This is a genomic window from Halosolutus gelatinilyticus (genome assembly GCF_023028105.1).
Taxonomy (GTDB): Archaea; Halobacteriota; Halobacteria; order Halobacteriales; family Natrialbaceae; genus Halosolutus; species Halosolutus gelatinilyticus.
This window is the reverse complement of the sequence record NZ_CP095491.1, coordinates 560397-573974: the sequence shown is the minus strand read 5'-3', so window position 1 is coordinate 573974 and position 13578 is coordinate 560397. Positions and strand designations below refer to the sequence as shown.

General features: G+C 65.4%; 13 protein-coding genes and 1 pseudogene. 4 read left to right on the top strand and 10 right to left on the bottom strand.

The features are described 5' to 3' along the window. Positions 1-32: 32 nt before the first annotated feature. Positions 33-1982, bottom strand: coding sequence for a threonine--tRNA ligase (gene thrS, locus MUH00_RS02860; RefSeq protein WP_247002267.1), 1950 nt, complete (start codon positions 1980-1982; stop codon positions 33-35). A gap of 404 nt (positions 1983-2386) precedes the next feature. Next, positions 2387-4027: an MFS transporter gene (locus MUH00_RS02855; protein ID WP_247002266.1), complete on the bottom strand. Its 1641-nt coding sequence runs from the start codon at positions 4025-4027 to the stop codon at positions 2387-2389. Between the two features lie 232 nt (positions 4028-4259). Here MUH00_RS02855 and MUH00_RS02850 point away from each other — a divergent pair, with 232 nt between their 5' ends. Together MUH00_RS02850 and MUH00_RS02845 are read left to right on the top strand one after the other, a co-directional pair. Further along, entirely contained in the window at positions 4260-4970 is a 711-nt protein-coding gene (locus MUH00_RS02850) for a ribulose-1,5-bisphosphate 5-phosphatase (RefSeq protein ID WP_247002265.1), read from the top strand. A gap of 46 nt (positions 4971-5016) precedes the next feature. Beyond that, complete coding sequence (locus tag MUH00_RS02845) at positions 5017-5658, top strand: ribulose-1-phosphate aldolase (protein WP_247002264.1); 642 nt, start codon at positions 5017-5019, stop codon at positions 5656-5658. 30 nt (positions 5659-5688) lie between these two features. Here MUH00_RS02845 and MUH00_RS02840 read toward each other — a convergent pair whose 3' ends face one another. The 4 genes from MUH00_RS02840 to pyrE all read right to left on the bottom strand — a co-directional run bounded on the left by MUH00_RS02840 (position 5689) and on the right by pyrE (position 8888). Continuing rightward, a complete protein-coding gene (locus MUH00_RS02840; protein ID WP_247002263.1) occupies positions 5689-6180 on the bottom strand; it encodes an NUDIX hydrolase in 492 nt (163 codons plus the stop codon). Between the two features lie 25 nt (positions 6181-6205). Continuing rightward, a complete protein-coding gene (locus MUH00_RS02835) occupies positions 6206-7300 on the bottom strand; it encodes an aminopeptidase (RefSeq protein ID WP_247002262.1) in 1095 nt (364 codons plus the stop codon). A gap of 104 nt (positions 7301-7404) precedes the next feature. Then, the gene (locus tag MUH00_RS02830; RefSeq protein WP_247002261.1) at positions 7405-8271 is read right to left on the bottom strand and encodes an EamA family transporter; all 867 of its coding nucleotides are present in this window, start codon (positions 8269-8271) and stop codon (positions 7405-7407) included. Between the two features lie 89 nt (positions 8272-8360). Next, positions 8361-8888, bottom strand: coding sequence for an orotate phosphoribosyltransferase (pyrE, locus tag MUH00_RS02825; RefSeq protein ID WP_247002260.1), 528 nt, complete (start codon positions 8886-8888; stop codon positions 8361-8363). Positions 8889-8992: 104 nt separating this feature from the next. On the opposite strand from pyrE, the gene MUH00_RS02820 reads away from it, so the two are divergent. After that, positions 8993-10000: an alpha/beta hydrolase gene (locus MUH00_RS02820; RefSeq protein WP_247002259.1), complete on the top strand. Its 1008-nt coding sequence runs from the start codon at positions 8993-8995 to the stop codon at positions 9998-10000. Here the strand turns inward: MUH00_RS02820 and MUH00_RS02815 are convergent. Beyond that, positions 10001-10505: pseudogene (locus MUH00_RS02815) on the bottom strand (hypothetical protein). Positions 10506-10594: 89 nt separating this feature from the next. After that, entirely contained in the window at positions 10595-10954 is a 360-nt protein-coding gene (locus MUH00_RS02810) for a 4a-hydroxytetrahydrobiopterin dehydratase (RefSeq protein WP_247002258.1), read from the bottom strand. A gap of 225 nt (positions 10955-11179) precedes the next feature. Between MUH00_RS02810 and MUH00_RS02805 the strand changes: the two genes are divergently transcribed. Continuing rightward, complete coding sequence (locus MUH00_RS02805) at positions 11180-12358, top strand: M24 family metallopeptidase (protein ID WP_247002257.1); 1179 nt, start codon at positions 11180-11182, stop codon at positions 12356-12358. A gap of 201 nt (positions 12359-12559) precedes the next feature. Here the strand turns inward: MUH00_RS02805 and MUH00_RS02800 are convergent, their stop codons facing one another. Continuing rightward, the gene (locus MUH00_RS02800) at positions 12560-12898 is read right to left on the bottom strand and encodes a DUF7344 domain-containing protein (protein ID WP_247002256.1); all 339 of its coding nucleotides are present in this window, start codon (positions 12896-12898) and stop codon (positions 12560-12562) included. Between the two features lie 134 nt (positions 12899-13032). Then, positions 13033-13506 (bottom strand): Lrp/AsnC family transcriptional regulator, encoded by a 474-nt coding sequence (locus MUH00_RS02795; RefSeq protein ID WP_247002255.1) that lies wholly within the window; start codon positions 13504-13506, stop codon positions 13033-13035. Positions 13507-13578: the final 72 nt, after the last annotated feature.

Genomic DNA, 13578 nt, shown 5'->3' with positions numbered 1-13578 from the left:
GATAGGTGCGGACGAAGAAGATCGAGAGGGGCTCAGTCCTGCAGGAAGTCCGGCTGCGTCCGCTGCTCGTCGCGCTCGGTTTCGAGGTGCTCCTTGAAATCCTCGATCGACACGTCGTACTCCTGGTCTTCGAAGCGATCGCGGACCGAGATGTTCCCCGCGTCCTCCTCGTTGTCACCGACGATGATCTGGTAGGGAACCCGATCGTCGTGGGCCGCCCGGATCTTCCGCTCCAAGGTGCTGTCGCGATCGTCGACCTCGACGCGGAAGTCGTCGAACTCGGCGGCGATTTCGCGCGCGTACGCCAGGTTATCGTCCGAGATCGGCAACACGCGGAGCTGTTCGGGCGCGAGCCACAGCGGGAAGCGGCCCTCGTAGTGCTCGATGAGCATCATGAAGAACCGCTCGTAGCTGCCGTACAGCGCGCGGTGGATCATGACCGGGCGGTGCTCCTCGTTGTCCTCGCCCACGTAGGAGAGGTCGAACCGCTCGGGCATGTTGAAGTCGAGTTGGACCGTCGGGCCGTCCCACGAGCGGCCGATCGCGTCCTCGAACGCGAAGTCGATCTTCGGACCGTAGAAGGCGCCGTCGCCCTCCTCGATCTCGTAGTCGTGGTCGCGAGCTTCGAGGACGGACTCGAGTTGCGCCTCCGCCCGCTCCCAGATCTCGTCGCTGCCGACGCTCTTCTCGGGTCTGGTCGCGAGGGCCATCTCGTACTCGAGGTCGAACGTGTCGAGCACGTCCGTGATCATGTCCATGATCTGCTCGACCTCGCTCTGGATCTGGTCGGGCCGGATGAACAGGTGGCCGTCGTCGATCGTGAACGCCCAGACGCGCGAGAGGCCGGAGAGTTCGCCGCGTTGCTCCTTGCGGTAGACCTTCCCGTTCTCGGCGTAGCGGATCGGCAGGTCGCGGTACGACCAGGACTGGTCCTGGAAGATGGCGGCGTGGCCGGGACAGTTCATCGGCTTCAGGCCGAACTCGTCGTCGCCCACGTCGAAGATGAACATGTCGTCCTGGTAGTTCTCGTAGTGGCCCGATCGGTGCCAGAGGTCGGTCTTGAAGACGTGGGGCGTCTCGACGTAGTCGTAGCCCGCGTCCTGATTGAGGTCCTCCACGAAGTCTTCGAGTTCCTTCAGGATCGTCTTCCCAGGCGGATGGTACAGCGGGAGGCCGGGGCCGGTGACGTCCTGGATCGAGAACAGATTCATCTCGTTGCCGATCCGTCGATGATCGCGCTGCTCGGCCTCGCGTTTGCGCTCGAGGAACGCCTCGAGATCGCTCTCGTCCTCGAACGCGGTGCCGTAGATCCGCGTCTGCATGGGGTTTTCCTCGTCGCCGCGCCAGTAGGCGCCCGCGATCTCGAGCAGTTCGACGGCGCCGATATCGCCCGTCGAGTCGACGTGCGGGCCGGCACAGAGGTCCTCCCACTCACCCTGTTTGTAGAACGAGACGGTCTCGTTCTCGTCGGCGAACTCCTCCAGGAGTTCGAGTTTGTACGGTTCGTCCGCGAGGCGCTCTTCGGCCTCCTCGATCGAGACCTCCTCGCGCTCGATCTCGTAGTCCGCCGCGATGATCTCTTCGATCTCGTCTTCGAGAGCCGCGAGGTCCTCCTCGTCGACGTCGAGGTTGTCGAAGTCGTAGTAGAAGCCCTCGTCCGTCGGCGGGCCGATCGCCAGGTCGACGTCGTCGTAGTGGCGTTCGACGGCCTGTGCGAGACAGTGGGCCGCGGAGTGGCGCATGACTTCGAGGTACTCGTCGGACTGGTCCGTGACGATTTCGAGCTTCGCGCCGTCGTAGACCGGCTGCTCCTTGGCGACGAGTTCGCCGTCGAGTTTGCCGGCGACGGTGTCGCGTCCGAGCCCGGGGCCGATCTCGTAGGCGCAATCCTCGACCGTCGCGTCGGCGTCGACGGCGAGTTCCGATCCGTCCGGCAGTACGACCGCGATCTGCTCCTGTGAGTCTGACTCTGATTCTGACATAGCTATGGCTGTGAGTTGCGTGAACGTGATCGATCTGGGAACTTCGGTGAGAAGTTCGGTAGGCGGGTCGCGCGCGCCGCTTCGCCGTGGGTCGATCGGAACACAGCGAGCGGTAGGTGTGAGTTAGAAGCGGGCGAGAGCCCCTGTAAAGCGGACACCTACCATCGTGGATACGCGTAGTCTCGACCGGGATAAAAACATTGTGATGGAACGGCGTCCGGCGATCGGTCGCGAGGACCCGATCGCGGTTTCAAGGCGGGGTCAGCGGCAGTACGCGTCGTACAGCCGATCGCCGTCGTCTGTCAGACTATTGGTTGAGTCGTAAATCCCGTTTTGAACGCCGCGAATGCCCCCGGCACCCTCGACGAACCCGGACACGCCGGCAGCTTCGACGACGGGCGCGATCAGTCGGAGTCGGAGCGCTCCGACTCCGGATCGTCTTCGGCCACCAGTAGCGCGCCTGCGATGCCGACGATCGCAACGATCGCACACAGCACCATCGCGCCGTCGAAGCCGTAGACGAACGCCTCGCGCACGATCTCCTCGACCTGGCCGGCGACTTCCGGGGAGAGCTGGCGGACCTTCGCCTCGGCGGCGCTCGAGCCCGAGAGCAGTCCGCGGATCTCGGTCCGCTCGGACGCGCCGAGCCCGGCGCCGGCGTCGGCGAGTAACGACGCGAGCCGCCGGGATTCGAGCGCCTTGAACAGTGCGCCGCCGATCGCGACGCCGAAGACGACGCCCAGGATTCGGATCATTCCCAGGATACCGGAGGCCGCGCCGGCCTTGGCGTCCGGAACGGCGTCCATCCCCGCCGTGCTCGAGACGGAGTAGGCGACGCCCAGGCCGACGCCCTGGATCGCGAGCGCGACGACGACGAACGTCAGCCCGCTCGTCGGCGACAGGAGGGCGAGCAGCGCGAACGACGCCGCCATCAGGGTCATGCCGCCGGCCATCGATCGCCGCGAGCCGATCCAGGCGGAGATCGCGCTCGATTTCGTCTCGAAGATCACCAGCGGCACGGTGAACGCGAGGAAGACGAGCCCCGCGTTCAGGGGCGAGTATCCCAGCACGTTCTGGAGGTAGAGCGTGAGGAAGAACAGCAGCGCGCCGCAGCCGAAGTTCGCCGTGAAGCCGACGGTGTTCGCGCCCAGGTAGCTGCGATCGGCGAACAGTTCGAGGTCGATCAGCGGATCGCGAACGCGAAACTCGATCGCCGCGAACAGTCCGAGCAGGATCGCCGCGGCGACCAGCGCGCCGATCACGATCGGCGACGTCCAGCCGAACGTGTCGCTCTGCTGGATGCCAAGCACCAGCGCCGCGAGGCCGGCGGTGACGGTCACCAGGCCGGGTATATCGACGTGGTCTGCGACGGAGTCGTCGCGGGATTCGCTGACGACCGCCAGCGTGAGGATCACCGTGATGACGGCGACCGGGACGTTGAAGAAGAAGAACCACCGCCACGAGAGCGACTCGGTGAGGAATCCGCCGACGAGCGGGCCGATCGCCAGGCCCACCCCACTGACGGCGGCCCACATCGCGATGCCTCTGGCGCGTTCTTCCGACGGGAAGGCGTTGCTGACGATCGGCAGAGAGGCCGCGAAGAAGCCCGCGGCGCCGACGCCCTGTACGATCCGGGCCGAGATCAGCCACCAGTCGGTCTGGGCGAACCCGCACAGTGCGGACGCGCTGGTGAAGATACCGATTCCGAGGAGGAGCACTTTGCGCCGGCCGAAGATGTCGGCCAGCCGGCCGAAGGCCACCATCGACGCCGCGAAACTCAGGAGGTAGGCGTTGACGGTCCACTGCAGCCCCGTCGTCGAGGTGTCGAGGTCCCGACCGATCGTCGGGAGCGCGACCGTGATGCCGTTGAAGTCGACGGTGACCAGCACCATCGCCAGCCCGGTCGCCAGGACGACCCACCACTTCCGATTCTCGTCGGTGACCCACGATCGCTGTCGGAACCGCCACGGACTCCACCGCGACGGCGCGGCGGGCTGTTCAAGTCGGCCCGATTCACTTGCATCCACCCGTTCGTCTGTTCCCATAGTATGCTCCTGACTCGCGCAGAACCAGCGGATCGCCCGTTCCCGAGAGAGTCACGTACTTTACGCGCGGCATTACCATCTACTTTCTCTCAGATTCCTCCGACAGTGCATCGAACTGGAGACAGCGTCGGTTCCCGGCGGCGTGACGGTATCGGGCAGTGACTCATCCGATCGTCCGAGCCGCAGTGTCAGCACCGATACTGGTTTCCTGCTCCGCGGCACACGACAGTGTATGCCAATCGAGGCTGCGTTCTTCGACCTCGACGACACGCTCTATCCGTACGCGCCCTGCAACGAGGCGGCGAAGGAGGCCGCGTGGAACCGAGCCCGCGACCTGGGGTACGAGTTCGATCGCGACGGGTTCGAATCGCTCTACCAGGCGGGCCGCCGCGCCGTCAAACGCGACGTTCCGGGGACGGCCGCGAGCCACGAGCGGTTTCTCTACTTCAAGCGCGGACTCGAGATGCACGCGGGGACGGCCAGACCCGGCGACGCCAGGGCGATCGGCGAGGCGTTCTGGAGCGCCTACCTGGACGAGATGTCGCCCTACCCGGACGTCGAGGAGACCCTCTCCGCGCTTCGGGCGGCGGGAATCGACGTCGGGATCGTGACGAACCTCACCACGCGCATCCAGCTCGCGAAACTCGAGAGGCTGGGAATCGAGGAACACGTCGATCTGCTGTTGACCTCCGAGGAGACGGGCCGGGAGAAACCGGGCTCGGTTATGTTCACGCTCCCGCTTGCGCGGCTCGATCGGCGCGCGTCGGAGGCGGTGATGGTCGGCGACAACGTCGACGCCGACATCGCCGGCGCGAACGCGGTCGGCCTGGAGACGGTGCTGTTCGATCCGGAGGACGACGTCGACGGCGCGTCGCTCGCGGGCGATCGCGAACCGGATCACCGGATCGACGCCTTCGCCGACCTGACGGAGGTGGTCGCATGAGCGCGGCGAATTCGAGTACGCCGGTACGTGCTTCGGAGGCGATCCGATGATTCTCGAAGACGAACGCCGGGCGGTCGTCGCGCACGCCTCGGAACTCGCGACGCTCACCCCCGGTCGCACGGGGAACCTCAGCGTCCGCGACGGCCGCGACGGAGACGCCTTCGCGATCACGCCCACCGGCGTTCCGTACGACAGTTTCGGCGCCGAGGACGTGCCCGTGGTCGGCGTCGACGGCGACCGGCGCGACGGCCGGATGGCGCCCAGCAGCGAGGTGCCGATGCACGCCGCCATCTACCGGCGCGAGGAGGTCGGCGCGATCGTCCACACCCACTCGCCGTGGTCGACGACGCTGGCGATCGCACACGAGCCGCTGCCGCCGATCCACTACATGATCGTCGCGGTCGGCAAGCGCGTCCCGGTCGCCGAGTACGCCCCCTACGGTACCGACGAACTCGCCGAGAACATCGTGACCGCGATGGACGGGGCCGATTCGACCGCCTCGTTCATCGAGAACCACGGCCTCGTCGTCACCGCACTGGATCTCGAAACCGCCCTCGAAAATACGATTCACGTCGAGAGCCTCGCCCGAATCTATCTGGAGGCGCGATCGGCCGGCCTCGAACCGGAGACGCTCACGGACGACCAACTCGAGACGGTGATCGAGAAGTTCGAATCGTACGGGCAGTGAGCCGTCGAGGGCGCAGATCCAACGACGGTCCTACAGATACGGGCGCAGCAGGTCGCCGTCGTGGAGGTCCTCGGGAAGCATTTCGAACCAGCGCGCCGCCGCGATTTCGCCGTCGGTGACGCCCAGTCTATCGGCCTCCGGGATCGTCCCCTCGGCCCGAGCGGCGTAGACGACGTACCGGGCCGAAAGCCGCTCCTCGCCGTCGCGCTCGGAGACGTACGTCTGATCGACGACGAGGATCGGGTCGTCGATCGTCGCCGCCAGGCCGGTTTCCTCGCGGACCTCGCGTCGCGCCGTGTCGATCGGCTCCTCGCCGGGTTCGACGCCGCCGCCGGGCAGTATCCAGCCGTCGGACCACCGGTTCTCGACGAGGGCGATCCGCCCGTCGGGATCTGAGACGCGGGCCGCGGTTGTCAGGCCGGTGCCCTCGATCGCCCAGTCGCGAAACCGCGCGAGTTTCGGTTCGGGAAGTCGGATCGTCTGCCGTTCTCTGGGGATCTCGGGATCGAATGTGACGCTCATCTCGCACTCCCGTTGTCGGTTTCGATCACGCGGCGGCGAACCCGTCTTCGAATCGGAACGTGCCGTTTCGCTGGACGACCTCCCCGTCGACTTCGACGAACGAGTTGCGGCTCATATCGACGAGCATGTCCGCGTGGATCGCGCTATCGTTAAACAGCCGATCGTCCGGAACGCACTCTTCGATCGCGTTTCCGAGCGCGACGTGGACGGTGTCGCCCATCTTCTCGTCGAAGAGGATGGTGTCGCTGAACCGATCGATGCCGCGGTTCATCCCGATCCCGAGTTCGCCGACGCGACGCGCGCCGTCGTCCGTCTCAAGCATGCTCGCGAGCGCCTCCTCGTTTCGGCTCGCAGCGTAGTCGACGACCTCCCCGGCGTCGAACGTGAGCCGAACGTCGTGGATCGGTCGTCCGCGACGGTACACCGGCATATCGAAGCTGACCGTCCCCTCGACGGAGTCCGGAATCGGCGCGGTAAACACCTCGCCGCCGGGGAGATTCGTTTCGCCGGCATCGTTTACCGCCCGCATCCCGGCAACGGAGAGGCGAAGGTCGGTGGTGTCGCCCGAGACGATCCGGATGGTATCAGCCTCGTCGAGAACGTCCACTAGCTGTTGCTGGAACTCGCGTTGGGCCTCCCAGTCTCGATCGATCGCGCCGTACACGTAGTCGGTCCACGCCTCGGTACTCATCTCCGCTTGCTGGGCGGTAGCGGGCGTGAGGTGTTCGGTCATGACCCAGCGCGTATCGAGGCGCTTCTCCACGATGGGCTGTTTCGCGCGACTCGCCGCCTGTCCTTTTTCCGGATCGACATCGCCGGTCTCGGCGACGTTTCTCGTGGCCTTGACGAGAATCACGACATCCGTTTCGGTCATCGCCGCGAGTTGGTGGTCCTTCGTGCGAAAATCCGCGGGATCCATCTCGCGAGCGTACGCGCGACCGGCCCGCGGATTCACCCACTGGGTCGTCGGGTGCGCGCCTCGCTTTCCGATCCGTTCGTACAGCGCGACGACGAGATCCTCCGCCGGGGCCGGCGCTCGAACGAGAATGTTATCGTCGGGCCCGATTTCGGTGCAGTAGTCGACGAGAATTTCGGCGTGTCGCCTGACTCGATCGTCCATGCTACCAGCACGGACGGCCGCCGTAATTACGTCAGCCAAGTGTAGTGAAAGTGAACGTAAACGCGAACCGGACGTCGGCTCGTCCCGAATCCGGCGTGAGTCGGTCAGGCGTCTTCGCGCTGGATGAGAATCACGCCCGCGACGACGAGCGCGCCGCCGCCGATCGTCACAACCGTCACGGGCTCTCCGAGTACGAGGGCGCCGAGTGCGACGGTGACCGCCGGTTCGGCGGTGCTGATGATACTCGCCCGGCTCGCGCCGATCCTCGCGATTCCGGCGAAGAAGGTGAGGACAGGAACGACGGTCGCGAGGATCGCGATCGCGAAGACGACGCCCCAGCCGATCGCGCCGTCCGGCATCGCGAGGGTGTTCGTGCCCAGCCCGAATGCGACGAAGCTCGCGGCCGCCGCAGGCAGGACGAACGCCGTCAGTGTCTCGGCGTCGACCGTTGCGAGCGCCCGCTGGCTCACGACGATGTACAGCGAGTAGGCGAACGCCGCACCGAGGACCACGACGACGCCCCGCGGGTCGGCGCCGGCTGGGTCGACGCCGGTGATGAGCGCGACGCCGCTGATCGACAGGCCGAGCGCGACCAAAAGGATCCTCGTCACCCGGTCAGGGTTCGCGATCGCGACGAGACAGACGACGAACGCCGGGTACGTGTAGAGGACGATCGCGACCATCCCGGCCGTCATGAACTCGAGCCCGAAGAAGTAGAGCCCGCTCTGGGTCGCGTACCCGATTGCACCGAGCGCGACCGCGATCGCCAGCACCCGACCGCTCGGGACCCGAAATCGATCCCGGTACCAGCGGACCGCCCAGACGACGACCGTCGCGAGGGAGAACCGAAGTGCGAGCACGGACGGGATCGAGAGCCCCTCTTCGGCGGCGATAACACCGAAGATCCCCAGCGTGCCGAACCCGACGGCGGAGGTGAGCACGAGCGCGATCCCGACCGTTTCGTCGTCCATAGACCGAGACTGACGTCGCGCCCCAAAAAATCGCCGTCTCGAGCGCGTCCGTGCCGTCGATCAGCGATCGTCTCGCGCTCGGTTTTCGATCAGTCCCGATCGGCCAGCAGGTCCTCGGCCGTCACCAGCGCCTCCATCTCGACGCCGGCGTCCGCGACGTTTTCGCGGCCGCCTTCCTGCCGATCGACGACGACGAGCGCCCGATCGACGGACGCGCCGGCGTCGCGCAGCGCCTCGACGGCGTCGACGAGACTCGTCCCCGTGGTGACGATATCCTCGACGACGACGACTTCCTCGCCCTCGTCGAGGCGGCCCTCGATCAGGTTCCCGGTGCCGTATTCCTTACGCTGCTTGCGCGCGATGACGTAGGGAACGCCGGCGGCCACGCTGGTCGCGGCCGCCAGCGGGACGCCGCCGAGCGCGACGCCGCCGAGCTTGTCGTCCGCGTCGAGCCGGGAGGCGAACGCCTCGGCGATCAACTGGAGACAGCGCGGGTCGGTTTCGAAGAGGTACTTGTCGACGTAGTACTCGCTCGTGCCGCCGTGCGAGAGCTCGAACTCGCCGAACGTGACGGCCTCCGCATCGCGAAGTGCCGCGATGAGGTCCTGGTTCGTCATTGTCCGGACAGGCGCACCGGACCGAAATAAACGGTCTGATACGATCGAGTCGTTCGACGGCGGAAACGGTCGAATTTTTGAACGATCGAGGTGAGTGGGCAGTTATGAGGAGTTCCCCGGACGATTCGCGGGCGATCGACGAGGCACACGCTGCGGACGAACCACACCCCGAAGTGCGGGCAGTCATCGACCTGCTGGAGTCGATGGACGCGCCGTCGCTCACCGACCTCTCCCCGGAGGAGGCGCGCGCGGCGACGGAGGCGATGGTCCGAGACTCCGACATCGATGTCGCGCGGGTCGAGGATCGACGGATCGACGGCCCGGTGGGAGAGATCCCGATCCGGATCTACGATCCGGCACCCGAACGAGCGGCGGACGGCGCCGAGTCGCGGCCGACGATCTGTTACGTCCACGGCGGCGGGTGGGTCGTCGGCAGCATCGACGGCGCCGACTCGACGTGTCGAACGCTCGCGACCGAAACCGGTTACCCGGTCGTCAGCGTCGGCTATCGTCTCGCGCCCGAACACCCGTTTCCCGCGGGTCTTGAGGACTGTTACACCGCACTCGAGTGGACCGCTCGGAACGTCGACGAGCTCGGGGGCGATCGCGATCGACTCGTCGTCGCGGGCGACAGCGCGGGCGGAAACCTCGCCACCGCGACGGCGCTGTTGACGGTCCGCCGCGGCGGGCCGTCGGTCGCGTACCAGGTGCTCGTCTACCCGGTGACGGGGGACGCGAGCGAGACCGAGTCCTACGACGCCTACGGCGACGGCTACCTCCTCTCGACGGCGGAGAGCGAGTGGTTCCGGAACCACTACTTCGAGCGCGAACTCGACGAGTGGAACGTCCTCGCCGCACCCCGACTCGCGAGCGATCGCCTGCTCTCGTCGCTCCCGCCAGCGACGGTCGTCACGGCGGGGTTCGACCCCCTGCGCGACGACGGCGCGGCCTACGCCGATCGACTCGCCGATGCGGACGTCCCCGTCACCTGCCGGAACTACCCGGACGTGATCCACGGCTTCTTCGGGATGCTGGAGCCGCCGACGGAGCTCACGGTCGCGCACGAGGCCCACGCCGACGTGGCGGCGGACCTGCACGGCGCGCTCGAGTAGTTACTCGAAGATCGTCTGCGGTCGCTTGAGGTACGGTTCCTGTTTCGCGACGCGATCGTGGATCCGGTACAGCGTTTCCACCGCGTCGGCGTCCGGATCGAGCCGAACGTGGGGGGCGGAGTAGTAGCCGCGATAGGTAAGCAGGAAGAAGTAGAGCGTCTTGTGGTGGTTAGGCGTCGCGTCGACCACGCCGAGCTTCTCGCCCGCGAGGTCGTTCGAAAAGCCGTTCAGCATGGCCGCGCCGCCGTCGTTGAGTTGGTCGTCCGGCCGATACTGGGGTACGCCGAAGGTCTGCTGAAGGAAGTCGGTCGTCGCTTTCAGGAACGGATTCGACTCGATGCCGGTGGGATCGACGGCCGCGAACCGCTCGTAGAGCGACAGAGGGAGACAGTTCGTCTCGGGTTACCGCGATCGGCATCACCGGCTCCACGCGGGGGAGCGAGTAGTCCGGGAAGCTGTGGGTCCATGGATCGGGTGGCCTCGAGAGGATGGTCTCGACGTCCATATTCGTGCTCCGCCGGGGAACGCCTAAAGTCCGGTCCAGAACCCGAACGGACTCCGAGCGATCGCTCCGGACGTTTCCACCCGATTCGGCTACGCTTCCGGCGCGAACGCCTCGTAGATGCGGTCCATCCGCGCGGCCATGATGAAGTCCGTCTCGAACAGGCCGTCGATCTTGTGGGTCCACATCTCGATCACGACCTCGCCCCACGAGAGGTGGATGTTGGGGTGGTGCCACTCCGCCTCGGCGAGTTCGCCGACGTCCTTCGTGAACTCGAGCGCGTCTCGGAAGTCCTCGAACTCGTAGGTTCCCTCGAGGTGGTGTTCGTCGACGACCTCCCAGACGTCAGCGTCGAGATCCGCGTACAATTCCTCGAGTTCGTCTCCCTCGAGCGGGTCGTCGTCGCTCGTACAGGCGATACACTCCCGATCGGCGAGTTCGGTGTCGGTCATGTGAGAGCGTACGCCCTCAAGAATAATGTATTTCTCCGGGTCGGTCCGCTCGGCCGCGCAGCGTGAACTGGCCGGGAGACGTCTCCCTCACTGAAATCGGCCGAGAGATCACAATCGGAGTACCGATCGCGAAGGTTCGACGATACGTACACACATACTGTATCTAATGTACACGAAAAACTTTTATCGTTCGTGAACGACCACCTCGGTAGAGCGCTTGGTACCATGCCCCAGGAAATTTTCGACGAACGAGAGTACGAACGGCGGGTTACGCAAACGAAAGCGAAGCTTCGGGAGAAGGGCCTCGACGCCGTCGTGGTCGCCGATCCGGCGAACATGAACTACCTGACGGGGTACGACGGCTGGTCGTTCTACGTCCACCAGGCGGTCGTCGTCACGCCCGATCGGGACGAACCGGTCTGGGTCGGTCGAGAGATGGACGCGAACGGCGCCCGGGCGACGACGTGGCTCTCCGAGGAGAGCATCCGATCGTACAGCGACGACCACGTCCACTCGCCGTACGACCTCCACCCGATGGACTACCTCGCCGGCGTCCTGGAGGAACTCGACGTCGCCGACGGCCGGATCGGCCTCGAGATGGACGCCTCTTACTTCACGGCGAAGTCGTACACGCGGTTGCAGCAGAACCTGCCGGACGCCGAGTTCGAGGACGCGACGCTGCTCGTCAACTGGGTTCGGATCAAGAAGTCCGAGCGGGAACTCGAGTACATGCGCGAGGCGGCGCGGATCTCCGAGAACGCGATGCAGGCAGGGATCGACGCGATCGAGGCCGGCGTTCCCGAGTACGAGGCGGCCCGAGCGATCTACGACGCGCTGATCGCCGGCACCGACGAGTACGGCGGCGACTACCCCTCGATCGTCCCGCTGATGCCGTCGGGCGACCACACGGACACGCCGCACCTGACTTGGACCGATCGGCCGTTTCAAGACGGGGATCCGGTCATCATCGAACTCTCAGGCTGTCGCCACCGGTACCACTCGCCGCTCGCGCGAACGACGTTCGTCGGCGACCCGCCCGCCGAACTCGAGCGCACCGCGGACATCGTCGTCGAAGGGATCGAAGCCGCGCTCGACGCCGTCGAGCCCGGAGTCACCTGCGAGGTCGTCGAGAAGGCCTGGCGCGAGACGATCGCGCGGTACGACATCGAGAAGGAAGACCGCATCGGGTACTCGATGGGGCTGGGCTACCCGCCGGACTGGGGCGAACACACCGCGAGCATCCGCCCCGGCGACGAGACGGTGCTCGAGGAGGACATGACGTTTCACATGATCCCCGGCATCTGGACGGCGGACGTCGGGATGGAGATCAGCGAGACGTTCCGCGTCACCGGCAGCGGCGCGGAGACGCTGGCCGACTTTCCGCGGGAGCTGTTTACCGCGTGAGATGACCCCGCCGTCCTAACGGGAAGCCGAGCCGGAGAAGGAGTTCGATTCGGCGCTCGTTACCGCCGAGAAGCTCATCGAATCCGGATACTGTCGATGGAACCGCGCCGACGACGGGTGCGTCTGCACACTACCGTTGACTAATGCGAGGCTACCTTCTGATCGGAACTCCGACCGTTACGGTCGAGAGTTCCGGGGCACTTACGCATCGGCGGTGACGAGTTTTAGCCCCAGGAGGGATTCGATGCGGTGTCCGCTCCGATAGCGGACCGTCTCTCGTTCCCGATCGAAATCGATGATCCCGGCGTCGGCGAGCATCGGTAGGTGGGCGTGCAAGAGTGCGATCCGCGTTTCATCACCGAGCGGTTTCCCGGTACTGCCGGTCGGAAGCCCGTCGCACAGTTCGTCGATGGTTGCGACGTCGCGCTCCCGAGACAGTCGTCGAAGCAGATGTCGCCGGACGGGGTCGGATAGAATCCTGAAACTATCGTCGAGTTCTTCGTCGTTCCACTCGGCGGTGGAACTAGCTGGCTCTTTCATAGTCACCTGGCCTCGTCTAGCAGTGCGATCGTGTAGCTGATAGTCGTTCTCGTCCGTTCGTGCGCAGGTTCTGCGAAAATATTCGGAGATATAAGTACTCGGTGCCAGGTTGTAAACGACGTTCTATATCGCCATCAGCTCTCGACCTCCGTCTCGAGGAAGGCCAGCGGACGGTAATACTGATTTCGAACGAGGACTTCGTCGCTGATCGATACGCCCATCTTCGACAGCACCGTGACGATCCGCGTGATGTCGTCGTTGGACTGGCCGACGGTTTCGAGCCGGATATTACCCTCTCCAACCATCAGTTCGCGGATGTTCACGACGCCGGGGATGTCGAGCGCCCGGCGAGCGAGGCCTTCCCGCTCGGCTATCGGGGCGGTACCCCTGATCAGGACGTGCAAGGGAAAGCCTGCCCGCTCGTAATCGAGCGTCGTGTAGTAGTTGGTGATGATCCCGTCCGCTTCGAGCTGGGCGATACGGTTACTGATGGTGCTCGCCGTCACGCCCACTCGCTCACTGATATTCCGCGTCGTCGTGTTGCGGGCGTCTTGCTGAAACGCGTACAGGATCTCCCTGTCGACGTCGTCCAGTACGGTTGATGTCATGTGGTCTCATTACACGGTGTTCGTAAAGAAGATTCACCGATCGGCACGGCGTGGCGGGACCACCGAAATCGA

Bases quoted from the DNA above. Each gene is read 5' to 3' on its own strand.
- MUH00_RS02820 (WP_247002259.1), top strand. From the start codon at position 8,993: ATGAGGAGTTCCCCGGACGATTCGCGGGCGATCGACGAGGCACACGCT.
- MUH00_RS02845 (WP_247002264.1), top strand. From the start codon at position 5,017: ATGATTCTCGAAGACGAACGCCGGGCGGTCGTCGCGCACGCCTCGGAA.
- MUH00_RS02800 (WP_247002256.1), bottom strand. From the start codon at position 12,898: ATGAAAGAGCCAGCTAGTTCCACCGCCGAGTGGAACGACGAAGAACTC.
- MUH00_RS02835 (WP_247002262.1), bottom strand. From the start codon at position 7,300: ATGGACGATCGAGTCAGGCGACACGCCGAAATTCTCGTCGACTACTGC.
- MUH00_RS02850 (WP_247002265.1), top strand. From the start codon at position 4,260: ATGCCAATCGAGGCTGCGTTCTTCGACCTCGACGACACGCTCTATCCG.
- MUH00_RS02810 (WP_247002258.1), bottom strand. From the start codon at position 10,954: ATGACCGACACCGAACTCGCCGATCGGGAGTGTATCGCCTGTACGAGC.
- pyrE (WP_247002260.1), bottom strand. From the start codon at position 8,888: ATGACGAACCAGGACCTCATCGCGGCACTTCGCGATGCGGAGGCCGTC.
- MUH00_RS02795 (WP_247002255.1), bottom strand. From the start codon at position 13,506: ATGACATCAACCGTACTGGACGACGTCGACAGGGAGATCCTGTACGCG.
- MUH00_RS02805 (WP_247002257.1), top strand. From the start codon at position 11,180: ATGCCCCAGGAAATTTTCGACGAACGAGAGTACGAACGGCGGGTTACG.
- thrS (WP_247002267.1), bottom strand. From the start codon at position 1,982: ATGTCAGAATCAGAGTCAGACTCACAGGAGCAGATCGCGGTCGTACTG.
- MUH00_RS02855 (WP_247002266.1), bottom strand. From the start codon at position 4,027: ATGGGAACAGACGAACGGGTGGATGCAAGTGAATCGGGCCGACTTGAA.
- MUH00_RS02830 (WP_247002261.1), bottom strand. From the start codon at position 8,271: ATGGACGACGAAACGGTCGGGATCGCGCTCGTGCTCACCTCCGCCGTC.
- MUH00_RS02840 (WP_247002263.1), bottom strand. From the start codon at position 6,180: ATGAGCGTCACATTCGATCCCGAGATCCCCAGAGAACGGCAGACGATC.